Below are 22,690 nucleotides of genomic sequence, written 5' to 3' on the forward strand. Positions count from 1 at the left end.
TACGTAGGTTTATCCTAAATATGTTTTTAATACTTTACTTTTTGAAGTATGTCGTAATCTGCGAATACCTTTTTCTTTTATTTGTCTAACGCGTTCTCTGGTTAATCCAAAAGCTTCACCTATTTCTTCCAAACTCATAGAATGCTTACTGTTTATTCCATAGTATTGGCGAATTACTTCAGCTTCTTTATCAGAAAGCATGTTTAAAGCTCGGTTTACTTCTGTATTTAACGAGTCTTCCATAAGCTTAACATCTGGTCTAGGCGATTCGTTTGCGCTTACAACATCGTAAAGCGTTGAGGTTTCTCCTTCTTTTAAAGGCGCATCCATAGATACATGACGACCAGAAATTTTCATAGATTGTTTAACATCACTTAAGGTAAGCTCTAAACTATTAGCAATTTCTTCTGCACTTGGTGCTCGTTCATGGGTTTGCTCTAAAGTAGCGTAAGCTTTATTTATTTTGTTGATAGAACCAATTTTGTTTAAAGGTAGTCTAACAATTCGAGATTGTTCTGCTAAAGCTTGTAAAATAGCTTGACGAATCCACCAAACAGCATACGAAATGAATTTAAAACCCCTGGTTTCATCAAAACGTTTGGCGGCTTTCACTAAACCTGCATTGCCTTCGTTTATTAAATCGGGCAATGTTAAGCCTTGGTTTTGATATTGTTTTGCAACCGAAACTACAAATCGTAAGTTAGCAGTAGTAAGTTTGTCTAAAGCGCGTTGGTCTCCTTCTCGTATTTTTTGTGCTAATTCAACTTCTTCGTCTGCTGTAATTAATTGAATTTTACTTATGTCTTGAAGATATTTATCAAGCGATTTAGATTCTCTGTTGGTAACTTGTTTCGTAATTTTTAATTGCCTCATATATTATATTTAAGTTATAGATTAATACTACCTACAACTTAACTTTTTTATTGAGAAAACCTAATAATTACGATGTTTTATTAAAAAAATGCAAAAATTATTGTAAAAACGGCTATTTAGTTGTGTCTTTTACCTTTTTCTTACCACTTAACAAGCCTCCAAGTGCATTTTTTACTGCATCTTTTGTTGTTGTTTTTGTTTTGGTAGTATCCGTTGCTGTTTTATTCCCGCCAACAATGCTACCCAATACATCTTTTACAGCATTTGTTTGGGCTGTTGAAGCCGAATCTTTTTTAGACTTATTACCAGCAATTAAATCGTTAAGCATACTACTTGCTTTGTCTTTACCTTGATTTATAAGTTTTTGTTTTTGGATTTCAACCAATTGTTTTGTTAGGTTGGTAACACCACTAGTTAAATCTGTTTTTACAGATGGATTTGTGTACGAACCAGTAATATTTGCAGTAATAGGAATGGTAATGTTTTTTGCCGAAGCATCATCTATTTTAGCAATTAAGTTTGTAACATCGTTACCTAAATATTTTGCAGGCACATTAAATATGGCGTTATAAGTCATGGTTTGGTCAAACCCATGCGAACCAGCAATTTCAATGTCAATATCTTGATATTTAATTTTAAATGGTTTTACACTCACTTTACCATCATTAAATTCGAATTTTGTTTTTAAGTCATTTAAATTAATTTTTTTGAAATCTATGAAATTTAAAGAGCTACCCAATTTTGTTATTAATTCGGCACTTGCTGGGTTTACTGTAGAAGATAAAATTTCTGCCAACGCAGCACCAGATAAGCTGTTTAAATTTGGTGTAAAATCGTCTGTTAGGTTGCCTTTTAAATTCAAAGTTGTATTTAGTTTTCCTTGAATTATTTTAGCCAAAGGTGCTAGTTTTTGAAACAACTCCATACCTTCAAACGATTTGGCAATGTCAAAACTATTAATGCCTAAATCCATATTAAATGTAGGTGTTTCATTTTTTGTTGAAACAACGCCAGATAGTGCTAATTTACCATCAAATAAATTGGTTGTAAAGTTTTGTAATTTTACTTCTTCATCTTTAATTACCAAAGTGCCTTTAGCATTTTTTAGCTGTAAATTATCATAAACAACCGTATTAGCTTGGGCATTTATAGTACAATCTAAAAATGCAGGTATTTTTATAGATGCTGTTTTTGTAGTTGGTTTACTAGCTGCTTTTTTGTTGGTTTCTGTTTTTGTTTCTTCAGCAACGTCATCAGTCATAAAATCATTTACCGCAAAAGTATTTGAGTTTAGGTTGAAATTTCCTTGCAAGGTTTTGTTACTAAGCATAAACCCTAGTAAGTTTTTAATAGTACCTGTTGCGTTTATATCACTTATACCTGTGGTTGCTTTAAAAGTGTTTAATGAAATGGTTTCAGGATTGAAAGTTAAAGCAGCTTCAGAGATTGCTATTGGGTTTTTAAAACCTTCGGCATAATTGAAGTTGGTAAGACTTGAAGTACCACTAATTTTAATACGTTGATATGCATTTTTTTCAACAGCATCCATATCAAAAGCAGTGTTTACAGTAGCTTTTAAAATACCGCTTAAAGGCGTTTTAAAATCTACAGGATATACTTTGGCTATGTTTTCTAAATTAATAACACCATCAATATTGGCATTAACTAGCATGTTGCCTGTAATGTTTTTTATGGTTGCAGACGATTTAAAAACATCATCATCAATTTTAAAATCAAGAGTGTTTATAGCTACATACGTGTCTTTTACGTAGCCTGTTGTATTTTTAATTTCAGTATCAATTACAATGTTTTCTACACTTTTTGGCAAGCTTGGGTATTTAAACGACGCATTGTTTGATTTGATGCTGATATCTAACTTCGGAATGGTTTCATCTGTAACTAAACCTTTTATGATGCCTTTTATTTTGAAATCGCCAGTTGTTTGAACATTTTCAATGTTTTTTGAATAGGTTTCTGGTATTACAGCTAAAAAGTTTTTGAATGATGATTCTGGGTTTTCAAATGTAATATCAACATCTTGTCCTGTTTCAAGTAATTGAACAAAACCGTTGAATTTTATTGGCAATTGATTAATGTATCCTTTGTTTTCTTTGAAGGTGTATTTGCTATTTTCTAAATCTAAACCAATTAAAGCGTCTAATTTTATAGGGTTTTTGTTTAAATAATTGGTGCTATCCATAGTGAAACTAACGTTTGCTTCACTTTTTGTATCTAGTTCCGATTTGTTTGCTGAAAATATGCCTTTTCCTTTATGGTTAAGTTCTGAAATGATGAATGCTATTTTTGATTCTTCACTTAAATAATTAATCGTGCTATTTTTTATTTGATAATCTTGAATATCGAACGTAAAGCTACTTGTTTCAGTCGCTTCATTTTCAGTTTCTTTGGTAATATCATAATTAGATTTTCCTTTAGCATTCGTTTTTAAATTAACTAATGCCTTGGTTACTGTTATAGAGTTGATAATAAGTGGTTCATCTGGGTTTTTAAATAACTCTCTAACCGACATGGTAAAGGCTATTTTTGGTGCGCTTACCAAAGTATCACCCTTAAAAGGTTCAAAATTAGTAATTGCCAAATCGTAAATATTTACGTGTGCTTCTGGGAAACTTTTTATAAAACTTAGGGTTACATCGCTAAACTCTACTTGGGCATTTAAATTGTCATTAATAAAGCGTTTTACCAATTCTTTAATTTGCGATTGAAATATATATGGAGAGGTTACAAAAAACGTAATAATAACAAGTAAGGAAATTCCAGAGATTTTTAGAGCTTTTTTCATTAAAACGATTTATATAAAATATACGAACAAAAATAGCGAAATGGTTTGTTTTAAGCGAAAATTTAATACAAATTTATAGATTTAAAGCAATGCAATCTCTTCATAATCTTTTAGTTTGAAGCGTTTTTTAAACAAATATACACCCATATATAAAAACGGTGTGTCGCAAATAGCAATAAGTACTTTAAATAAAAAACCACTAATAATAAGCCCTGTAAACATACTCCAAGGTAAAACTTTAAAAAAACAAAGTAAAATTACTACCGAAAAGGTGTCAACAAATTGCGATAAAAACGTAGAGAAATTATTACGTAACCACAAGTGTTTGCCTTTTGTAACGCCTTTCCAGAAATGATAAATTTGAATATCAACAAACTGTGCAAATAAGTAAGCCGCCATACTTGCCGCAACTGCTAAAATAGTGCGTCCAAATACATGTGTAAACGTAGCATCATCAACTGGCGAACTTGCAACCGCAGGCACTATATTTGCAGCATAAACTATTAATACCGAAAATAGCGAAGCAAAAATACCAGCTACAACTACTTGGTTTGCACGCTTTTTACCATATATCTCGCTAATTAAATCGGTTATTAAAAACGTAATTGGGTAAGGAAGTATGCCAACCGAAATAACAAACAATTTACTGCCAAAAATTTCAATATTAAACGGATACCAATAAAAGAATTTTTGAAATATAAGGTTTGAAACTACTAGCGAGGTAATAAAAAGTGCTCCAAGAAGCATGTATATTTGTTGAGCAAGGAGTTTGTCTTTTGAAGTCATTTGCGATTGTGAATAAATCATTTCAGTAAATATAAAATAATAAAATTTGTTTTACTTATTTTGCCAATACTTATGGTACAGCCAACAATATTTTACATAGCATTAGGTAGCAATAAAGGTGATAAATTTAAAAACCTACAAGATGCTATCGATTTGATTTATTATAAATTAGGAAATATAACACGCATTTCTAAAGTGTATAAATCGCCTGCTTTTGGTTTTGAAAGTGACGATTTTTTTAATGCATGCATTGTTTTAGAAACGAGTTTAGAACCCGAAATAGTGCTTCAAAAGTTATTGACTATTGAAACGAGTTTAGGACGTGTAAGAACCGATGCCAGTAAATACGAAGCCCGAACCATAGATTTAGACATTGTATTTGTTGAAGAAACAATTATACATACAAAAACACTTCAAGTACCGCATCCAGAAATGCAAAAGCGTAAGTTTGTTTTGATGCCTTTAAACGATATTGCTGCCGATGTTAAGCACCCAAAATTAAACAAACACGTTGCCACTTTGCTAGATGAATGTACAGATGATAGCGTTTTAGAACCTATTAATATTTGGTTAAAAAACCCCAATAAAACCTTTGATATTTCAAAATTCAATTACATAGCTATTGAAGGTAATATAGGTGCAGGAAAAACCAGTTTAGCAACTAAAATAGCTCACGATTTTAATGCGAAACTTATTCTAGAACGTTTTGCCGATAACCCGTTTTTGCCAAAGTTTTATAATGATGCAGCGCGTTATGCCTTTCCGTTGGAAATGTCGTTTCTTGCTGACAGATACCAACAAATTAGTGACGATTTATCGCAACTCGATTTGTTTAAAGATTTTATGGTAAGCGATTACGATGTGTTTAAATCGCTTATATTCTCTAAAATAACCTTGCAAGAAGATGAGTTTAAGCTTTACCGAAAGCTTTTTTACCTGATGTACAAAGACTTGCGAAAACCCGATTTATATGTGTATTTATACCAAAATACCAAACGTTTACAAGAAAACATTAAAAAGCGTGGGCGCGATTACGAACAAAATATTGCTAATACGTATTTAGAAAAAATAAACACAGGCTATTTGGAGTTTTTAAAAACCCAAAACGATTTTAACGTGAAAATAATAGACATTTCCGATAAAGATTTTATTGAAAACCGAAGTGATTATTTGTGGGTTTTAGGTGAGGTTTGTAGTTAGCGAAGGTTTTTATTATTTAGTTGCTGTAACCCATGTATTTACAATTGCTATTAAGTGAGTTTTGTCATTTTCAATATCAATTAAACTTTTGAATGTTACAATTGCTCTAATCATTTTCTTTCCAAGTTAAGCGTTTGTAATTTGTTTGTATAAGTTTTTCAATAGGTTATTCTTGCTTTTTACTCCTCGGTGAAATATAAGTTGCGTTAGGGATAGGAATGGAAATCCTTTTTAAAACTAGATAAACCAAATTTTGGTAAGAACTGAAAGTTGACAGTTAGCTTAGTCCTTCGTGCTCGCAATGCCTTTTTAAAAAGATTGGAATGGATAGCCCGACCCGATAGGGTAACGCCCAAGTAATAAACGTTTAAAATTTAATTTATGAGATTTTTGTTTTGGTAGGGATATATTAATTATCAAAATACCAATTAAACAAGTCGGTTCTTATACCAAAGTTAAACCATGCGGTATCATTTTTTAAAATGGTGGCTGTTTCGGTTTGCGGATTAAAATTTCTATAAGTTATATCGGCAAATAGTTTAAGGTTTGTTGCTGGGTTTATTAAATAACCTAGTTGTAAATTTCCATTAAATATATTGGTTTTTATGCCTTGCCCAATTTCAATGCCTGTATCAAATGGTCTGTCAAAATAATCTCTGTAGATATCGCCACCATAACTAAATGTGTCTGTACTGCTATTAATATCGAACCCTTTTACCCCAAAAATTAATTTAGCATTTGCAAACCATCGTTTGTAATGGTATCTAGCAATAAAAATAGCTTCACTAAAATTTGAATTCCATAAATGCGCCATAGATTGGTTATTGTGCGCATAGTTTAACACAATGGTATTGTGTGAATAGGTGTAAGGGCGAACTCTGTTATATTCAAACTGAAGTAATAAATTATCTACTTTAAAAGCATTATAATATTTTACGCCTAATTGATACCCGAATTTATTTTTATAACTTTTTTCGCCTGCTTTTATATCACTAAGTGAAAATTCATCTAAAATAAATTGGCTGTATATATTTATGTTATCATTAAACTTATATTTTGCCGATGCACCCAAAATGGCGTTACCAGCACCTTGCCCAGTTTCAAATTCGATAGCTCGGTAAAATATTATGGGGTTTAAATAGTTTACATCAAAACCTCGGTTGTTACTGTTGGTCCACAGCACCGATTCAAACAAACCGATATTTAATTTTTTTGACACATTATAACTTAAGTAATGGCTAGCCATGTACTTGGTTAAAAAAGCTTTGTCTTGCACCACATCATCACGCACATCTTTTAACCACATCCATGTATTGGTGTATTTTATTTTCCAAAATGTGGTGTTTAATTTTAAAAATGGGTGCGGACTTGCCACATCGCTTAACAATAACGAACGGTAACCATCGCCTATAAAATTTTTACCATGCCCAAATTGTACATTTATAAATTTTGCTGGCGCATACGATAAATAGGCTTCTGCCACAGGATAATCGTAACCATCCGTTTTAAAACGTTTTGCGATACCACGCCCAGGAATAATGGCTGGATCTGGTCCAAAGGCTTTTAAACTTTCGGCATATGCGTTTATGTATTGTGCAAATCGACCTTGGCTTTCAAAAACCGACGCATAAAAATTAAGTTTTTTGCCCAAACCACCATTAATCATAAACCCACGTGTATTGTTGTAGGTTGAATTAAAATCGGCATCAGTATCTTTACCTACTTCTATATCTAAAATTGGATTTATAGTAAACCAATAATCGTTTCCTTGTAATTGTACTAAATGCTCGTTCCAAAGTTTGCGTCCAGCCCAAGTTTCGGTTTCTTTAAGCAATTTACCTTTTTCAGCTTTAAAATCGTAATATCTTGAAACGTCTTCATACACAAATGGTTTTGAAGCGGTATGACTATTAGTACCTACTCTATTCATCTGTTTATCAAAACGAGCATAATCACTATGCGTAAACGGAATGTTTAATTGACTAGAAAAGGCTTTGTCTTCAAACGCTTTTAATGATAGATTAACACTATCAAATTCCGCTTTAGCTTGTTGTTCTAACTTTAAAATTGGGTTTACTTTTTCTTGATTTAGTATAACTTCTTCTTGGTTAACTAACGGAATTTTTATGGAAATACTGTACTGTTTATAGGTATTTCTGCCATTGTAGGTAGCTGGTGTAACCTTTGGGAGCAAAAAAAACACACGTTTTGCTTCGGTTTTCAACTCTGCATACATTGCTTCGGTATAAAGCACTTTAAATTGTCCTGTAGTATCGACTTCAAACAATACAATAACATTACCCTTATAGTTTTCTTTAGAAAGGTTTTCTGGCACTTTAAACGTATTGTAAATGTGATTATAAACCTTACTATCAAAACACTGTTGCTGCATGTTGATGGTTAGTGTATCACAACTTGAAAACACAGGTGGTTTTTCATTGAACGTATTATTTTGAGAATAAAATTGATATTGAACTAAAAGTAAGGCTAGTACAACGAAACGTTTCATGTGTTTTTTTGAGAATTAATTTGGGTTGAAAGATACTATATTTTTAATAATGAGGCATTAAAAAAGCCATTATCGTTTAACAGATAACAGCTTTTAAGTATTTAAATTATAGCAAAACTAATCTTGCACTTGAAATACAATAGGCAAAGTATAAATAACACCTACACTTTTATCGCGTTGTTTACCAGGTGTCATTTCTGGAATGATATTAATAACACGCTTCGCTTCTATTTCTAACTCTGGATGTGTAGCTCTTACCTGAATATCGTTTACACGACCCGTTTTATCAATTTTAAATTGGGTACGAATTACTTGCTTTCCATGTAAACCCAATTCACTACCCAAACCAGTATTAAACTTTTTCTGGATTAATTGGGTTATTTTATCGGACATACATTTTCGTTTTTCCTCATTTGTTTTCTTGTTTTCACAACCAGGATACACAGGCACATGCTCGATAGCTTCAAAATGAACTAGCACATCGTCATCTGGCTTTTTTGCTAAAGGATTTTTTTCAAAATTTGGTGATTTGGTAACTTGTACAGTAGGTTCGGTTGGAACATCAACAAAAATTTCTGGCGTATCATTGGGCACTTCCTCGAAACTTGTTGGTTTCTTAACAACTTGTTGTTGTTTTGGCTCATCAACAACTGCTACTTCTACTTTAAATTCTGGAACATAAGTTTCAAAATTATCATCAATGTAAAGAACTTCAACCGTTGAAGGTGTAGTAGTTTCAAATTTCATTTCTAACAACCCATAGGCAGCAAGCAAGCAAACAATTAAACCTACTTGAAAGTAAAAGGTTGAGTTTTTTTGTAAATTTGTTTCATGCTTTTGTGATTTTTTCACGATTTCCTCATTTTGCCGAATGAGGTCGTGCGTTTTCTTTGGATTACTCATAATATTTTATTGTTAAATGTTAATATTATGATAAAATCACAATAAGCATACCAAAAAAGAAATCCCGTTACAAATTTTGTAACGGGATTTTATATTTTGATATGTTTTGCTTTACAGCAAGGTAAATTTAATCTTGTACTTGAAAAACAATAGGTAATGAATATGGTACAGTTACCGCTTTACCACGTTGCTTACCTGGTTGCATTTTAGGAAGCATGCCAATTACACGGGCAGCTTCTTTTTCTAAACCTGGGTGTGGTGCTCTAGCACGAATACCAACAACCTCACCAGATTTGTCAATTTTGAAGATAACATTAATACGTTGTCTACCTGATAAACCTAGCTCACTAGCTAAATCTGTATTAAACTTTTTATTTACAAAGTCTTGTATTTTTTTAGACATACAATCTCTTTTTGCATTGTTATCACCGCCTTCGCAACCAGGAAAAACTGGTACGTTTTCAATAACAGCAAATGGCACCTCTACGTCTTCTTCTACAGTTGGTGCTACTTTTACAGCTTCAACTTTAACAATTTTTTGTTTTTGATCAGATTCGGTAGATTCTATAACTGTTTCCACAACTTCAACCTCATCTTCTACAATCTCTATAGCTTCAGGCGCTGCAGGTGGTGGTGGTGGTGGTGGTGGTGTTTGTAATTGTTGTGTGATTGGAATTTCCTCCTCTATCTCTTCAGCCATGTTTACCATGCCTATTTCGATATCTGACTTGTCATAGGTTTTAAAATTGATAGCGAAATTTGTTAAAAATAACATTAACGCTAAACCAATAGCGAAATAAAGTGAACTGTTACGTCCAACATTTGCTTTAGGATTTTTTTTAGGTTCCATAATTTAATTGTTTTTCAAGAATGCTAAAATAACTATTTATTTGTCAATTAAGCAAGTTGTTTGTTAATTTTTAGTAGGATTTATTTTTTTTAGTGATACAACCAAAATTGTAAATAAAACACCTACAGAATTTGCTACAACATCATTAACATCGGCTGCTCTAGATGTTGTTAAGGCTCCTTGTAATACCTCAATAACTATACCAAATATAATTGAGAACCCTGATGCATACCGTAATGCTTGCTGACTTTTTAATTTAAAAGTATGCAATAATGTGTTGTACCATAATAACGACAATATAATATATGATAAACAATGATATATTTTGTCGGCATTAGATATACCTATATCTGGAAGCTTGTTTATTTTAATTAAACACACAATTGCTAAAGCTATTGTGTAAAGGATGCTTAATAAAAATAATATCTTTTTAAGCACCTATTAAGCTTTTATAGGCTTCGGCAGACATTAATGTTTCTACTTCTGATAAGTTTGAACATTTAAGCTTTATCATCCAACCGTCGCCATAAGGATCTGTATTTACTTTTTCTGGTTCGTCTTCTAAAGCTGTATTGAATTCAATAATTTCGCCTGATAGTGGTAAAAATAAATCGGATACTGTTTTTACTGCTTCAACAGTACCAAAAATTTCTTCGGCTTCTAAAGTTTCATCAACCGTTTCAACTTCAACATATACGATGTCGCCTAATTCACTTTGTGCAAAATCTGTAATACCAATAGTTGCTATATCACCTTCTATACTTACCCATTCGTGGTCTTTTGTATATTTTAATTCTGATTGAATGTTCATTTTATTATTTTAAGTTAGTACAAGGCAAATGTATTTATTCAAACTTTAAATTCAAACAGAATATATGTTAATTCCCAAAATTATATCTGATAGTAAACCCAGACCTAATTGTTGTTTGTGGAAACGCTGTTGAAATAGCATATTCTGAAAACGTATAATCAAAATAAAAGATACCTGTTAGGTTTTTACTAAAGGCATAATCGGCTGTGTATTTTAAGCCCCAAATGGTTTGACCAGATGTTACTTGATTGTTTTCTAAATCTAAATAGCGAATAATGGTTTTATTATCTCGAATAGATATATCGGCCTTCATATTTAAATCGCTTACTATACGTTTACTTGGGCCTGCAAGATTTGAATTGATTCGTAAATCTTTAATTCTGTAACCTAAACCTAATACGTATTCCATTCCTAATACCTCAGTCATTAAATTATTATCAAAGCTTAATGATAGTAAACGGTCTTTTCTAACTTCTGCTAAAATTTTAACCGAATTTTGCATTTCAAAATCGATACGTACTAACGGACTAAACATTTCGGTTAAGTTGATGTTGCTAAATAAGGTTTCATTTTTGTAATTACCTGATTGGTCTTTTGATTCCTGTGGTTGATTAATATAATCTAAACCAGGCACAGGTGCTTCATTATCTCCTGGGTTTAAATTCAGATTCAAATTGGTTTGAAATTGATTGATGGTATATGTTGAACGGTAGCCGTGTGTTAACGAGAAACGCTTGAAATTCTTTTTAAACCAAGCATATTTCATGAAGCCTGTGTATTTTAAATCCCAGTTTGGAATAGGCACATCTCTAAACGCACTGGTTTTTACTTTACTAGCGTCTTGTCCAGAATATGCTGCTAAAAACGCAGGCAGTAATACGGCTTGACTATTTTTTCCAAAACCTAATGGATAACCATCGGTATCTCGTCCAAAAGTTGTATTACCATAAAATTTTTCTGCTTTTCTATTAGCAATAATAAGTCTATTTGCTCTAAAATCGTTAAACGCATCGGATGTTGTTTCATCACTTTTACTAAATGCTGTTTTTATTAAAACAGTTGATATATTAAAATTACCAAAAGTATTTGGGGTAAGCGATGTATACTCATAGGTATTGGCATCTACTCTAAAATTTTCGGTATAATTTTCAAAATACGTTCGGTTACCTACCAAATCAATTTTTAAATCTTTTACAGGCTCTAAGCTTGCCGAAATATCCATTTGTTTAGTATTGGTAGTTGTATATTGCTGATTAAAATCTGGGAACAACGTTAACCAACCACGTCTTGCTGCTAAATCTCTAATATCACTTTGGCTACCAAAGGTAAAAGCTGTTGTTGGTTTTAAAGTACCAATAAACCCTGGTGTTTGTAAATACCCAGGTAAAAATGTACCGTTGTTTTCAGAATAATTAATTTGAATTCTTTTAATTGTTGTTAAAATATCAACACCTGCGTTTAATAGTTTGGTAACCGATTGGTTTTTAATTTGTGGTTGATTAGAATTGTTTTGATTAGGTCCTGGAGGTCCTTGTGTGGTTGTTCTAACTCTAGCCCTAGAAATAGGTTTTTTAACCAACCCAATATAACGATAGAACCTATTCATATCTAAAGTTGTATTGATATTGTGGGTGTTTGCGTTTTGAATGGTATTACCTAAATCGTACGTATTACCATCTAACTCTAACTCGCCATATAAATCAGATCCTTTTTGCCATTGAAAATTACCATTGTATTGATAGGTTGCGTTTACAAAACTTAGTGTTGGAATTTTATTTAATGGCAATTGGTATGTAATTCCTAAGTTTTGCGATTGCCTGTTTGGATCGCCAAAATCGAAGAAACCATCCCAAACATCTAAAGTTTCATCTTGTTCACCATTAATGATATTGTCTTTGAAATAATTTCGAACAATATTATTATTTGCTGCTGCAAAATTTAAGCTTAAAGCATCTGTAATATTGTAGTTTATAGTGTATTGAAAATCGAACGTGTAATTTCTTCTGAATAACTCTTCAATCCCAATATTTGAACCTCCTAAATCTACTTCTCTAAATTTTTGACGGTTAAATTGTCTATTAATATCCGAATTCAATGTAAAACTTGTTGGTAATAAATTGAAGTTGAAATCTTTTAAAAGTTTCCAATATTTACCTGTGAACAGTGAATCGTTCTTTTTAAAAGGTTCAATTTTTATAGGATTAAAATTGAAAGCATAATTAGCACCAGCACGAACGGTTTTATTTACCGCATCTTCAATTTCAAAATCTCTGTGTTCTACCTTATTGTATGAGTAGTTTAAAGTAACATTCTCTACATCATAAAAACGTGGTTTTGCATCGGTTGTTCTAGTTTTTCTAACACCTATAAAATTGATGCTTTGGCGTTTTGTATAATCTTCAGATTGTTTTTTTATAGTTTCGCGATCAGCATTGGTTTGAGCTGCATCTAAACGTGAATCTAAGGTTAAATCTTTATAAAAGGCATCATACTTTGGTGTAATCAATTCTTCACTTTGACCATAATTAAAAGGCAATTGAATGCCCCACTTTTTTGGTAATACTTGCCCAATATTAATATTGGTTACAACATCATACTGCTTAACATCTTCTAAACTACGTTGGCTAGGACCTTGCTCGATACTACCAAACCCTGAGGTGCTTTGCCTTCCTGTAGCACTAATATTCATAAAGTCGGCAATATTTGTATCCAAACTTACTACTGCTGCCCAACCACCTTCGTTATCCATATCAGATAAACGCAACTCGTTAAACCATGCTTCAGCACAAACTGGCGATGCTATTGGCGGTGCATCATTTTGACCACTTGGAATACCATTTTTAACACCAACCATTAAGGTTCTTATATCGCCATAATTAGGATTTCCTTTTATAGTTACACGATGTTGACCAGCGGTATATGCGGAAAATTCATCAACAGGTGTATCAACCAATTTGCCATCAATTACATCATAAAACTTCTGTTTTTCTGAAGGCAAAGTTGGATTGGCAATTTCCAATGCTTTTATTTTTCCTAAAATATCTATTGGCAAATTGATTTCGTTTTCTTCAGGCCATAAACCTATTCTGGAATTAGATTCTGAAACTTTTAACGGTATTTCTATTTGATAATAATTTTCAGTTAAATCATTTCCAATTCTAATAAAACCAACAACGGTATTATTAGTTGGAATACCTGTACCTTCTTCTTGAAGATGCATAAACATACGCATGCGCTTAAACTGACGCATATCTAAATTAATGTTTTTATAAACACCTCTAGAGTCTTGCGATTCTAAACCACACACATTTACAACCAATGATTGTTCATTTTGTTCAACCACTGTGTTATTGTTAAATAATTCTTCTGGTTCTATCCCTGGAGGTCTTTGGTAACTTCCTTCATTATCTAAAGTTCCTATAACGCCTACTGAAAAATCGGTTATATCATCGGCAGGATTGTCTTTATCAGCTTGTAAAGTTTGGTTATAACGACGCCATTCACTACGTACCAAATCTAAACTTCCAAAACGAAATACAGTTGGTGCTGAAAATTCTTTAAGAAATAAACGTGTAAAACGCACCGAACGCAAATCGGTAATACCGCCAACAGGTTTTCTTAGACTTCCTTCAACAGGAATTCTGAATAAATACCAACGTACGTTTGGCGATTGCCCGTTTGGTAGTGTACGAGGTCTATCTTTAAAGTCAACTAAATATTCTTTTAACGGATTGGTTGATGCCGATAAATTATCAAAATCCGATTTTGTTAATGGTAAATTTTGTCTGGTAATTGGCAATTCATATTCGTAATAACTATCGATGGTGTTCATGGTGTTATCACGATTAATATCTTCTACATCGGGTTGTGTATTAGCACCTCTATCGGTATTTGAAAATGTGTCTGGTGTATTTCCTTCTACACCATTGTAGTTTTTATAGCGATCAAAAATACTACCACTGGCATTTAAAAAATAGGTGTAATTATCTTTTGATGGGTCAGCTAATGAACTAAAATTACCTGGTATGGTTAAAGCAAAACTTTTTTCTTCTGCATCATTATACCCATCGTAACCAACGTCTTGATTTTTTCGCTCATCACCAGTGGTATCAAAAGCATATATTAACGATTGGTTTTGTGGCACTACAGTTCCCCATGCCGTTGGATTTAATAAACTTTTATTACCGTCTTTAGGCAAGCCATTTTCATAAAGTTTTTTACCATCTTTTACAATATCTTCTGAAATATTACCAAGATTGAAAACCAGTTTTCCTCCTGGATTTGATGGATTTTCTTGAAATGGATCTTGTAACCAAAACTCAATATACTCAACATTTTGCTGTTCAAAATCTGTTGATGTTAATTGACGTGTAATACCAGCCCATGATTGGCTTGGGTTAGTAATAATATCTCCATTTGTGTTGGTGTCATCAAAATTGTACGGTCCTCTTTCGTTTGGATAGTATGCTAAATCTAAAGTACTTAAAACTGTATTTTGACCTTGCACTAAATTCCGTTCTGGAAACAATTCTTTAATAAAAACACGACTGGTGTATAGACTTGACAAATCGCTATCGGTTACACCATTTGGCCGTTGGCTGGTGTAAAAAATAGGATCTATATTATACCAGTTTAACATGGCTCTTCCATACCCAGTTTCAATTCCGCCTTGGTCATACCCTGAATCTGTTTGCCCGTCGCCATCCAAATCGGCTGGTCTACTTGATAAAAACCATGATTGTTGCGATTTTAAATCGATGGCATTTTGTGTGCCTTCAAAATCATCAATATAGGAAGTTGCTTCACCATTTAAGTTTGTGCCTTTTGGCGAACCTGGTGCTAAATAAGCAAATTCACCACGTAAAGATAAGTTCGATTCTACATCGGTATCAATATTAGGTAATGCATTTGCTAATCGGGTTAAAAATGGCACTTTGGTTGAGTAGTTTCCATTAAAACCAAAAATAGTATTGTTTATTGGTTCTGTTCCGTAATTTGCTTTTTGCGTAATTGGGCGTTCATTTAAGTTTAAAAGTGTTGCACCCAAAACAAAATTTTCATTAAACTTATGTTCTACATTAACGCCTGTAAAACGTCTGGTTTGTTGCCCAAAAACCGCATTATTTTCTGTTGAAACTTCAATAGGTGTGTTGGATGCTTTTAAAGCTTCATCTAAAATTTGAACACGCCCTAATTGATAATTTACCGTATAATCAATACCTTCAACTAACACACGACCTCCAGCGGTTACACGTACCGAACCACGTGGCACATTGAAAGCACCAATTGGTATGCCATCGCCACCAGAAGATTTGTAACGCCCTTTTAGTTTGAATTTGTTTTTTTCAACTGCTTCTAGTGCTTTGGTTTTGGTTTGTTTATAAAGCACATCGTAAACATACTTTACTTGGTTTTCGTTGTAGGTTGTATTATTATCGTAATCTTCACTAGCACTTAAAGATAGTTTGTTGAAAATGTATTCTCCAAAAGGTTCTGCACTTGGGAAAATTACTTTTCCGCTTTGCGATAATACCGTTATACCTTCTACATAATCAAAAAAACCATCGCCTTTTGCTTGCGGGTCGTTATTAAAATTTAATTTATCTAAATTGAAAAATCTTAGTAAAGGTGTTTCGTCTATTGGATCATCATTTGCTCCAGGTGTTGGAAATGCTGTTGTACCAACAGGCTTTATATAATTTAAAGGCGATGCTTCGTTGTAAAAAATATTCAGTTTAAAATCTTCTGAACTTAAGTTGTAAGCACCTGTATCGTAGATGTTTTTCATCATCAAATCCCAAACAGGTTGGTTTACATTGGTGATGCTACTTTTTAGCATTTTTACTATTAAGTTGCTATTAACTACATTTGTAACATCACCAGAACCATTGGTTGTTACATTGGTTGCATCTACACCATCATTAGCAAATTCACCTACTTGATACACTTTTCCTCCTAAAGTATATTGAAACGCTACTGCTAAAACCTCATCGTTATTTAAACGTTGGTTTAAGGAAATGTACCCTAATTGGGTATTTAACACATATTCCTGACCACTGATTAATTTACGTGCGTTTTCCAGTTTAGCGTAATCAAAACCTTCGCGAGCTCCAGATATTGCAATACCATTTTGTACGGTGGCAACGTCTCTAATAGCCGAATTTAACTGCGAACCTGCACCACCAATATTGGTTGGGTCGAAGGCATTATTTTTGTTACTTGGATAAGCTGAAGGTGCTGCCGTTATAGTTACTGAAGAACCCACTTTACTTGGGTCTGATTCTCCAATATCTTGTAACGCCACCACGTTTCTTACATTATCGGTTTTATTACTTCGGTTAGTAACCCAAACCTCTAATCTTGTTATTTGTAAACCGCCATTGTTAATGTATGGATAGGTTGATAATGCTTTATCGTAGCTATCTCTAAAATATTGTGCTAGGAAGAAATGGCGATTTTCATCATAATCTCTAATGAAAAATTCAAATTCTTCTAAGGTTCCTCCGCCTTGTGCAACAACGGTATTGCCTTGTGATTTTTGCTCAGAAAACACACCTGTAACCGTCGTTTTACCAAATTGTAATTGTGCCTTTACACCAAATAAACTTTGCGCACCAGTAATAAGCGAACTGTTTAAAGGCATACTTACATTACCAACTTCTATTTTTTGAATGATATCATCTTCGGTTGGTGTGTATTCTAATTTTATTAAATTTTGAAAATCGAAGGTAGATTGTGTATCATAATTGGCGGTTACTTGCAAACGTGTACCAACTTTACCTAATAAACTTAAACTGATACGTTGATCAAAATCAAACGTGAAATTACTTCTATTTCTTGGTGAAAATGTAGGGTTATCTTGCTTTGAAAATAACATGCCTAAATCCATTTCTACCGAACCTTGTGGTATTACCTCAATGGTATTACTTCCAAAAATGGATTCAAAAAAATCTGATTTCACATAAAACTCTGGTAATAGGTTTTTTTGAGCATCATCAGCACCTTGTTTTTTTCCGTCAAAAGCGTCAATTTTTTCTTTATAATAGGCTTTTAAGCTTTCTCTAGCTACTAATGCATAGTATTCTTTAGGCGTTAAAATTACAGGGTAATTTATATTAAAACTTCCTAGTTTTTCGGTGTAAATATAACGATCGGTTAAAGCATCGTAGGTGTATTTAGATTCAATACTATTAGGGTTTGGTGTTTTTAAACTTCCTAAATTGTATCCTTTTTTAATAGTATCTTGTGCTGTTGGCTGTTGAGACCACGCCATAACAGAAAACAAAAACACAATTGCTAATACAACGTGTTTTTTAATTGATTTATAAGAGTTTAGGTTAGTTATATTCAAATCTATTATAAATTTTTTAAAGCTTGTTTAATAATGGTTTCCACAGTGGCATCAGGCTGGGTTGCAACAATTTTTTCCACAACACGTTCTGCCTGCTTTCTAACAAAACCAAGTACTTCTAAAGCAGATAACGCTTCATCTTTATTCGTATTGCCTTTGGAAACGGAAACTTCGTCAATATCGTAAATCTTTAAGACTTTATCTTTCAAATCTATAATAACACGTTGGGCTGTTTTGGCGCCAATGCCTTTTATACCTTGAATTAATGCAATATCATTTGCCGCAATACCTTCAATAACTTGTTTTGGTGTTAATGAAGATAGCATGGTACGGGCAATACTAGCACCAATACCACTAACCGAAATTAGCAATCTAAAAATTTCGCGTTCTGCTAATGATGAAAAGCCGTAAAGTGTATGCGAATCTTCTTTTACTTGAAGATGCGTGTATAATTTTAAATGGTCGCCACTAGGAATTTGCGAATAGGTATGCAAGGAAATATTTAAAACATAACCGACGCCGTTACAATCAATAACAACGTCGGTTGGATTTTTTTCTACAAGTTTACCTTGGATATGTGTAATCATTTATAGCAATTAGTTAATCGACCAAATGTAATAAATTTATTTTCAATAGACTTACTTAGCATTTTCCTTTTCCTGTTCTAAACGTTCCTTTTGCTGTGCATCAATAACCGCAATGGCAGTCATATTTACAATTTCATCAACATTAGCACCTAATTGAAGAATGTGAACGGGTTTGCGCATTCCCATCATAATTGGCCCTATTGATACTGCTTCGTTTAACTCTTTCAATAATTTATAAGTGATGTTTGCCGAATCTAAATTTGGAAAAATTAAGGTGTTAACTTTTTTGCCAACTAACTTAGAAAACGGAAACTTTTCTTGAAGCATTTCTGCATTTAAAGCAAAATCGGTTTGCAATTCACCATCAACAATCATCTCTGGATAGTAGCGGTGTAAATGCGCCACAGCATCGCGAACTTTTGTAGCATTTTCATGTGAAGACGAACCAAAATTTGAATACGAAATCATAGCCATAGCAGGTTCCATACCAAACATTTTAACCACTTGTGCCGTCATTTGAGCAATTTTAGTTAATTCTCTTGCTGATGGATTGATGTTTATAGATGTATCGCTTAAAAACATTGGTCCACGTTTTGTCATCATTACATTGGTTGTTGCCACGCGCGATGTTCCTTTTGCCATACCAATAAGCTCTAGCATTGGTTTTACAACTGATGGGTAATTTCTGGAATATCCTGATATTAAAGCATCGGCATCACCTTCATTCACCATCATAGCTGCAAAATAGTTACGCTCACGCATTAAACGTTGTGCAGCATAATAAGTAACACCACGACGCTTACGTTGCTCCCAATATACTTTTGCATAGTTGTTTTTACGCTCGTTTTCTTCTTCTGTTTTTGGATCTATTATAAGAACATCTTCAGCATCAAATTCAATTTCAGCCATTAACTCCTTAATGGTTTCTATTCTTCCTAATAAAATAGGAATGGCAATGCCTTCTTCATATACTATTTGTGCTGCTTTTATAACTGCTAATTGATCAGCTTCAGCAAAAACAACACGTTTTGGGTCTGTTTTTGCTCGATTAAATAGTAATCTAATAAGTTTATTATCGTTGCCTAAACGCTCTCTTAATTCGTCTTTATATTTTTCCCAATCAAGAATAGGTTCTTTGGCTACACCACTTTCCATCGCTGCTTTTGCAACTGCAGGTGGTATTTCGGCAATTAAACGTGGGTCGAATGGTTTTGGAATGATGTATTCTTTACCAAATGCCAAACGTGTTTCACCGTAAGCAATATTAACTTGCTCTGGAACAGATTCTTTAGCTAATTTTGCCAAAGCCTCAACAGCAGCCATTTTCATAGCTTCGTTAATTTTAGTAGCACGAACATCTAAAGCACCACGAAATATAAATGGAAATCCGAGTACGTTATTTACTTGGTTAGGATGGTCTGAACGACCCGTTGCCATAATTATATCCTTACGGGTTTTTATTGCCAAATCGTATTTTATTTCTGGATCTGGATTTGCCATAGCAAAAACTATTGGGTTTTTAGCCATAGCTAATAGCATTTCTGGCGACACTATATTTGCCATTGATAAACCAATAAAAACATCGGCATTTACCATAGCTTCTTCTAAGGTGTCAATTTTTCTGTGCGTAGCAAATTCTGCTTTTTCAGAAGATAAATTTTCTCTATCATCTCTAATAACACCTTTACTATCAAGCATTACCATATTTTCGCGCTTCGCACCACAAGCTTGATACAAACGTGAACATGAAATTGCTGCTGCACCAGCACCACTTATTACAATTTTAACTTCGTCTAATTTTTTCTTAGCAATTTCTACTGCATTAATTAAAGCTGCTGCTGATATGATGGCAGTACCATGTTGGTCGTCATGCATTACAGGAATATCAAGTTCTTCCTTTAGGCGTCTTTCAATTTCAAAAGCTTCGGGTGCTTTTATATCTTCTAAATTGATACCTCCAAAAGTTGGTGCTATATTTTTTACGGTTGCAATAAATTCTTCTATGTTTTCGGTATCAACCTCAATATCGAATACATCAATATCTGCAAAAATTTTAAATAACAAACCTTTACCTTCCATTACAGGTTTTCCTGCCAATGCACCAATATTACCTAAACCTAAAACGGCTGTACCGTTTGATATTACAGCAACTAAATTACCTTTTGCGGTATATTTATATGCATTGTTTTTGTCTTTTTCAATCTCCAAACAAGGTGCTGCTACACCTGGTGAATAAGCCAAAGCTAAATCGCGTTGGGTAGCGTATTTTTTGGTTGGAACAACTTTTATTTTACCTGGAGTAGGTTTGGCGTGGTATATTAATGCCTCTCTGCGTTTACTTTCTTCGCTCATAGGAATAATTAGTTAACTAATCGAACAAAGATAACAATCCTATTTTTTAAAACCTTATTCTTTTTAAGGTTAATTAATGTTTAAAACGCAATTAAATTATTATATTTTTTTGTACACCATTTTGGGTGAATGTGACACTAAATATTTTGGTTTGCAAGTTTGCTTTTAATCTTGCTTTATCTATACCGTTAACCCATTCTATATCTATCAAATCATCGGCAGTGTGGTTAATTACTATATTGCCTAAAAATGCTTTTGATGTATTTCTTAACCGAATAAGTTCAAGCTGAATTTTTACAATATCTTTTTTTAATCCTTCTTCAACATCTTTTAAAGTTAATGTAGTGCGGTTAATTTCTTTATGCCCTGCACTTCCTCCTTTATCGCCAGCTTCATAATCATTTTTACCAGCAAAAATATCTAAATACCATACTTGCGGAATACCTGGCATGAATATTTGAATAGCTCTGGCTAGCAATAGTTTTTGTTCATCTTCACCTAAAGCACTAAAAAAAGTAGCATTTACTTGGTAGTACGAAATTTTATTGCCTGATGGGTCGTATAGGTTTTTAACTCTACCTCCACGTTCCATTATTTTGTTCATGATATCTTCTATCTCTGCATCTTCCAACAAACCTTTGTTGTAAACACCATCGACTTCTTTCCCTTTTAAATCTAAAACAGGAATTCCATCATGACACCCAAGCATATTTACTGTTTTATAGCCTTTATTTATAATTTCTTTAGCCCAAGTTAAAAGCACTTTACTGTTAGCTTTTTCAATGGTATGAATGGTTAATCCGGGAAGGAAAAAATCATAGATATAATATCCTTGACTTGCTACTTCATCGTGTAGATGCAAGCCATATTCAGAATGAATTTCTGGCAAAAGTGTTAAATCATTTTTTTGAGCTATTTGCTTTATTCTTTCTAAATATTCCCATGTACCTGGTTTATTAAAAAAGTTGGATTGACCAATTTCTTTGTGTAAGTAAGCGAAAGCGTCTAATCTTAATATTTTACCACCAAAGCCACTAACTTTTTGTAAAGTTTCTGCATAAAAATCCCAAACCAATGGTGAATTTGCATTTATATCCATTTGGCCTAAAAAACTGTTATCCTCATTCACTTTCTGATAAAAAGTATTCCAATATGGTTTTTTAGTTCCGTCAGGAAAAGGCACTTTTAAAATAGGCAATCCAGATTTTCTCATAAACAATTTATTGAGAAATTCTTCTTTTGGAATTACAACACCATCAACCCCCATCGTACCATGTCCTTGCCAAAACTCATTCCAATTAATAAAAAAATCTTTGTATTTTGATTGATTACCATGTTTTAATAAATCTTTAAATTGCGGTGAAGCGACTGAAAGATGATTTAAAACGATATCAAACTTTAATTGAATATTTAATGCTTCTAATGCTTTTAAATCTTCAGTTGAAACCAATTCTTTATTAAGATTGTAATCTATAATTGAAAAACCTCTGTCTAAATCGCTATTAAAAAAAGTTGGTAGCACATAAAATAAAGAAAAGACATCTTTAAATTCGGGCATTTCTAGCATTTTTACAATGTCGCTTAAATTATTCCCAATACTATCTGGGTATGCATTAAGCATAACACCATTTGGAATACTATTTTTTTTTTGCATCATGGTTTATA

13 protein-coding genes are annotated in these 22,690 nt (G+C 33.0%); 1 reads left to right on the forward strand and 12 read right to left on the reverse strand.

Annotation, left to right across the window (positions count from 1 at the left end; translation table 11 throughout):
- Window positions 1-9 precede the first annotated feature (9 nt).
- The 3 genes from ACFQ1R_RS04290 to ACFQ1R_RS04300 all read right to left on the reverse strand — a co-directional run bounded on the left by ACFQ1R_RS04290 (window position 10) and on the right by ACFQ1R_RS04300 (window position 4,462).
- The gene (locus tag ACFQ1R_RS04290) at window positions 10-873 is read right to left on the reverse strand and encodes a sigma-70 family RNA polymerase sigma factor (protein ID WP_379924872.1); all 864 of its coding nucleotides are present in this window, start codon (window positions 871-873) and stop codon (window positions 10-12) included.
- Between the two features lie 112 nt (window positions 874-985).
- On the reverse strand, window positions 986-3,676 hold the full coding sequence (locus ACFQ1R_RS04295) for an AsmA-like C-terminal region-containing protein (RefSeq protein ID WP_379924873.1): 2,691 nt from the start codon (window positions 3,674-3,676) through the stop codon (window positions 986-988).
- Window positions 3,677-3,757: 81 nt separating this feature from the next.
- On the reverse strand, window positions 3,758-4,462 hold the full coding sequence (locus ACFQ1R_RS04300; protein WP_379926302.1) for a queuosine precursor transporter: 705 nt from the start codon (window positions 4,460-4,462) through the stop codon (window positions 3,758-3,760).
- A gap of 72 nt (window positions 4,463-4,534) precedes the next feature.
- Between ACFQ1R_RS04300 and folK the strand changes: the two genes are divergently transcribed.
- Complete coding sequence (gene folK / locus ACFQ1R_RS04305; protein ID WP_379924874.1) at window positions 4,535-5,662, forward strand: 2-amino-4-hydroxy-6-hydroxymethyldihydropteridine diphosphokinase; 1,128 nt, start codon at window positions 4,535-4,537, stop codon at window positions 5,660-5,662.
- Between the two features lie 409 nt (window positions 5,663-6,071).
- Here the strand turns inward: folK and ACFQ1R_RS04310 are convergent, their stop codons facing one another.
- From ACFQ1R_RS04310 to gtfA, 9 genes are all read right to left on the reverse strand, one after another.
- Complete coding sequence (locus ACFQ1R_RS04310; RefSeq protein WP_379924875.1) at window positions 6,072-8,171, reverse strand: gliding motility protein RemB; 2,100 nt, start codon at window positions 8,169-8,171, stop codon at window positions 6,072-6,074.
- Window positions 8,172-8,288: 117 nt separating this feature from the next.
- A complete protein-coding gene (locus tag ACFQ1R_RS04315; RefSeq protein WP_379924876.1) occupies window positions 8,289-9,074 on the reverse strand; it encodes an energy transducer TonB in 786 nt (261 codons plus the stop codon).
- Window positions 9,075-9,201: 127 nt separating this feature from the next.
- Window positions 9,202-9,924, reverse strand: a complete 723-nt coding sequence (locus ACFQ1R_RS04320) for an energy transducer TonB (protein WP_379924877.1) — start codon at window positions 9,922-9,924, stop codon at window positions 9,202-9,204.
- Between the two features lie 63 nt (window positions 9,925-9,987).
- Window positions 9,988-10,362 (reverse strand): VanZ family protein, encoded by a 375-nt coding sequence (locus tag ACFQ1R_RS04325; RefSeq protein WP_379924878.1) that lies wholly within the window; start codon window positions 10,360-10,362, stop codon window positions 9,988-9,990.
- Window positions 10,355-10,735, reverse strand: coding sequence for a glycine cleavage system protein GcvH (gene gcvH, locus ACFQ1R_RS04330; RefSeq protein WP_379924879.1), 381 nt, complete (start codon window positions 10,733-10,735; stop codon window positions 10,355-10,357). Before gcvH ends, ACFQ1R_RS04325 begins: the two co-directional genes overlap by 8 nt.
- A gap of 67 nt (window positions 10,736-10,802) precedes the next feature.
- On the reverse strand, window positions 10,803-18,086 hold the full coding sequence (sov, locus tag ACFQ1R_RS04335) for a T9SS outer membrane translocon Sov/SprA (protein WP_379924880.1): 7,284 nt from the start codon (window positions 18,084-18,086) through the stop codon (window positions 10,803-10,805).
- Window positions 18,087-18,091: 5 nt separating this feature from the next.
- Window positions 18,092-18,673, reverse strand: coding sequence for a Holliday junction branch migration protein RuvA (gene ruvA, locus ACFQ1R_RS04340; RefSeq protein ID WP_379924881.1), 582 nt, complete (start codon window positions 18,671-18,673; stop codon window positions 18,092-18,094).
- A 51-nt stretch (window positions 18,674-18,724) separates the two neighbouring features.
- Complete coding sequence (locus ACFQ1R_RS04345) at window positions 18,725-21,025, reverse strand: NADP-dependent malic enzyme (RefSeq protein ID WP_379924883.1); 2,301 nt, start codon at window positions 21,023-21,025, stop codon at window positions 18,725-18,727.
- Window positions 21,026-21,116: 91 nt separating this feature from the next.
- Window positions 21,117-22,682, reverse strand: a complete 1,566-nt coding sequence (gene gtfA, locus ACFQ1R_RS04350) for a sucrose phosphorylase (protein WP_379924884.1) — start codon at window positions 22,680-22,682, stop codon at window positions 21,117-21,119.
- Window positions 22,683-22,690 lie beyond the last annotated feature (8 nt).

This window comes from Mariniflexile jejuense (genome assembly GCF_042675665.1).
Lineage (GTDB): Bacteria > Bacteroidota > Bacteroidia > Flavobacteriales > Flavobacteriaceae > Mariniflexile > Mariniflexile jejuense.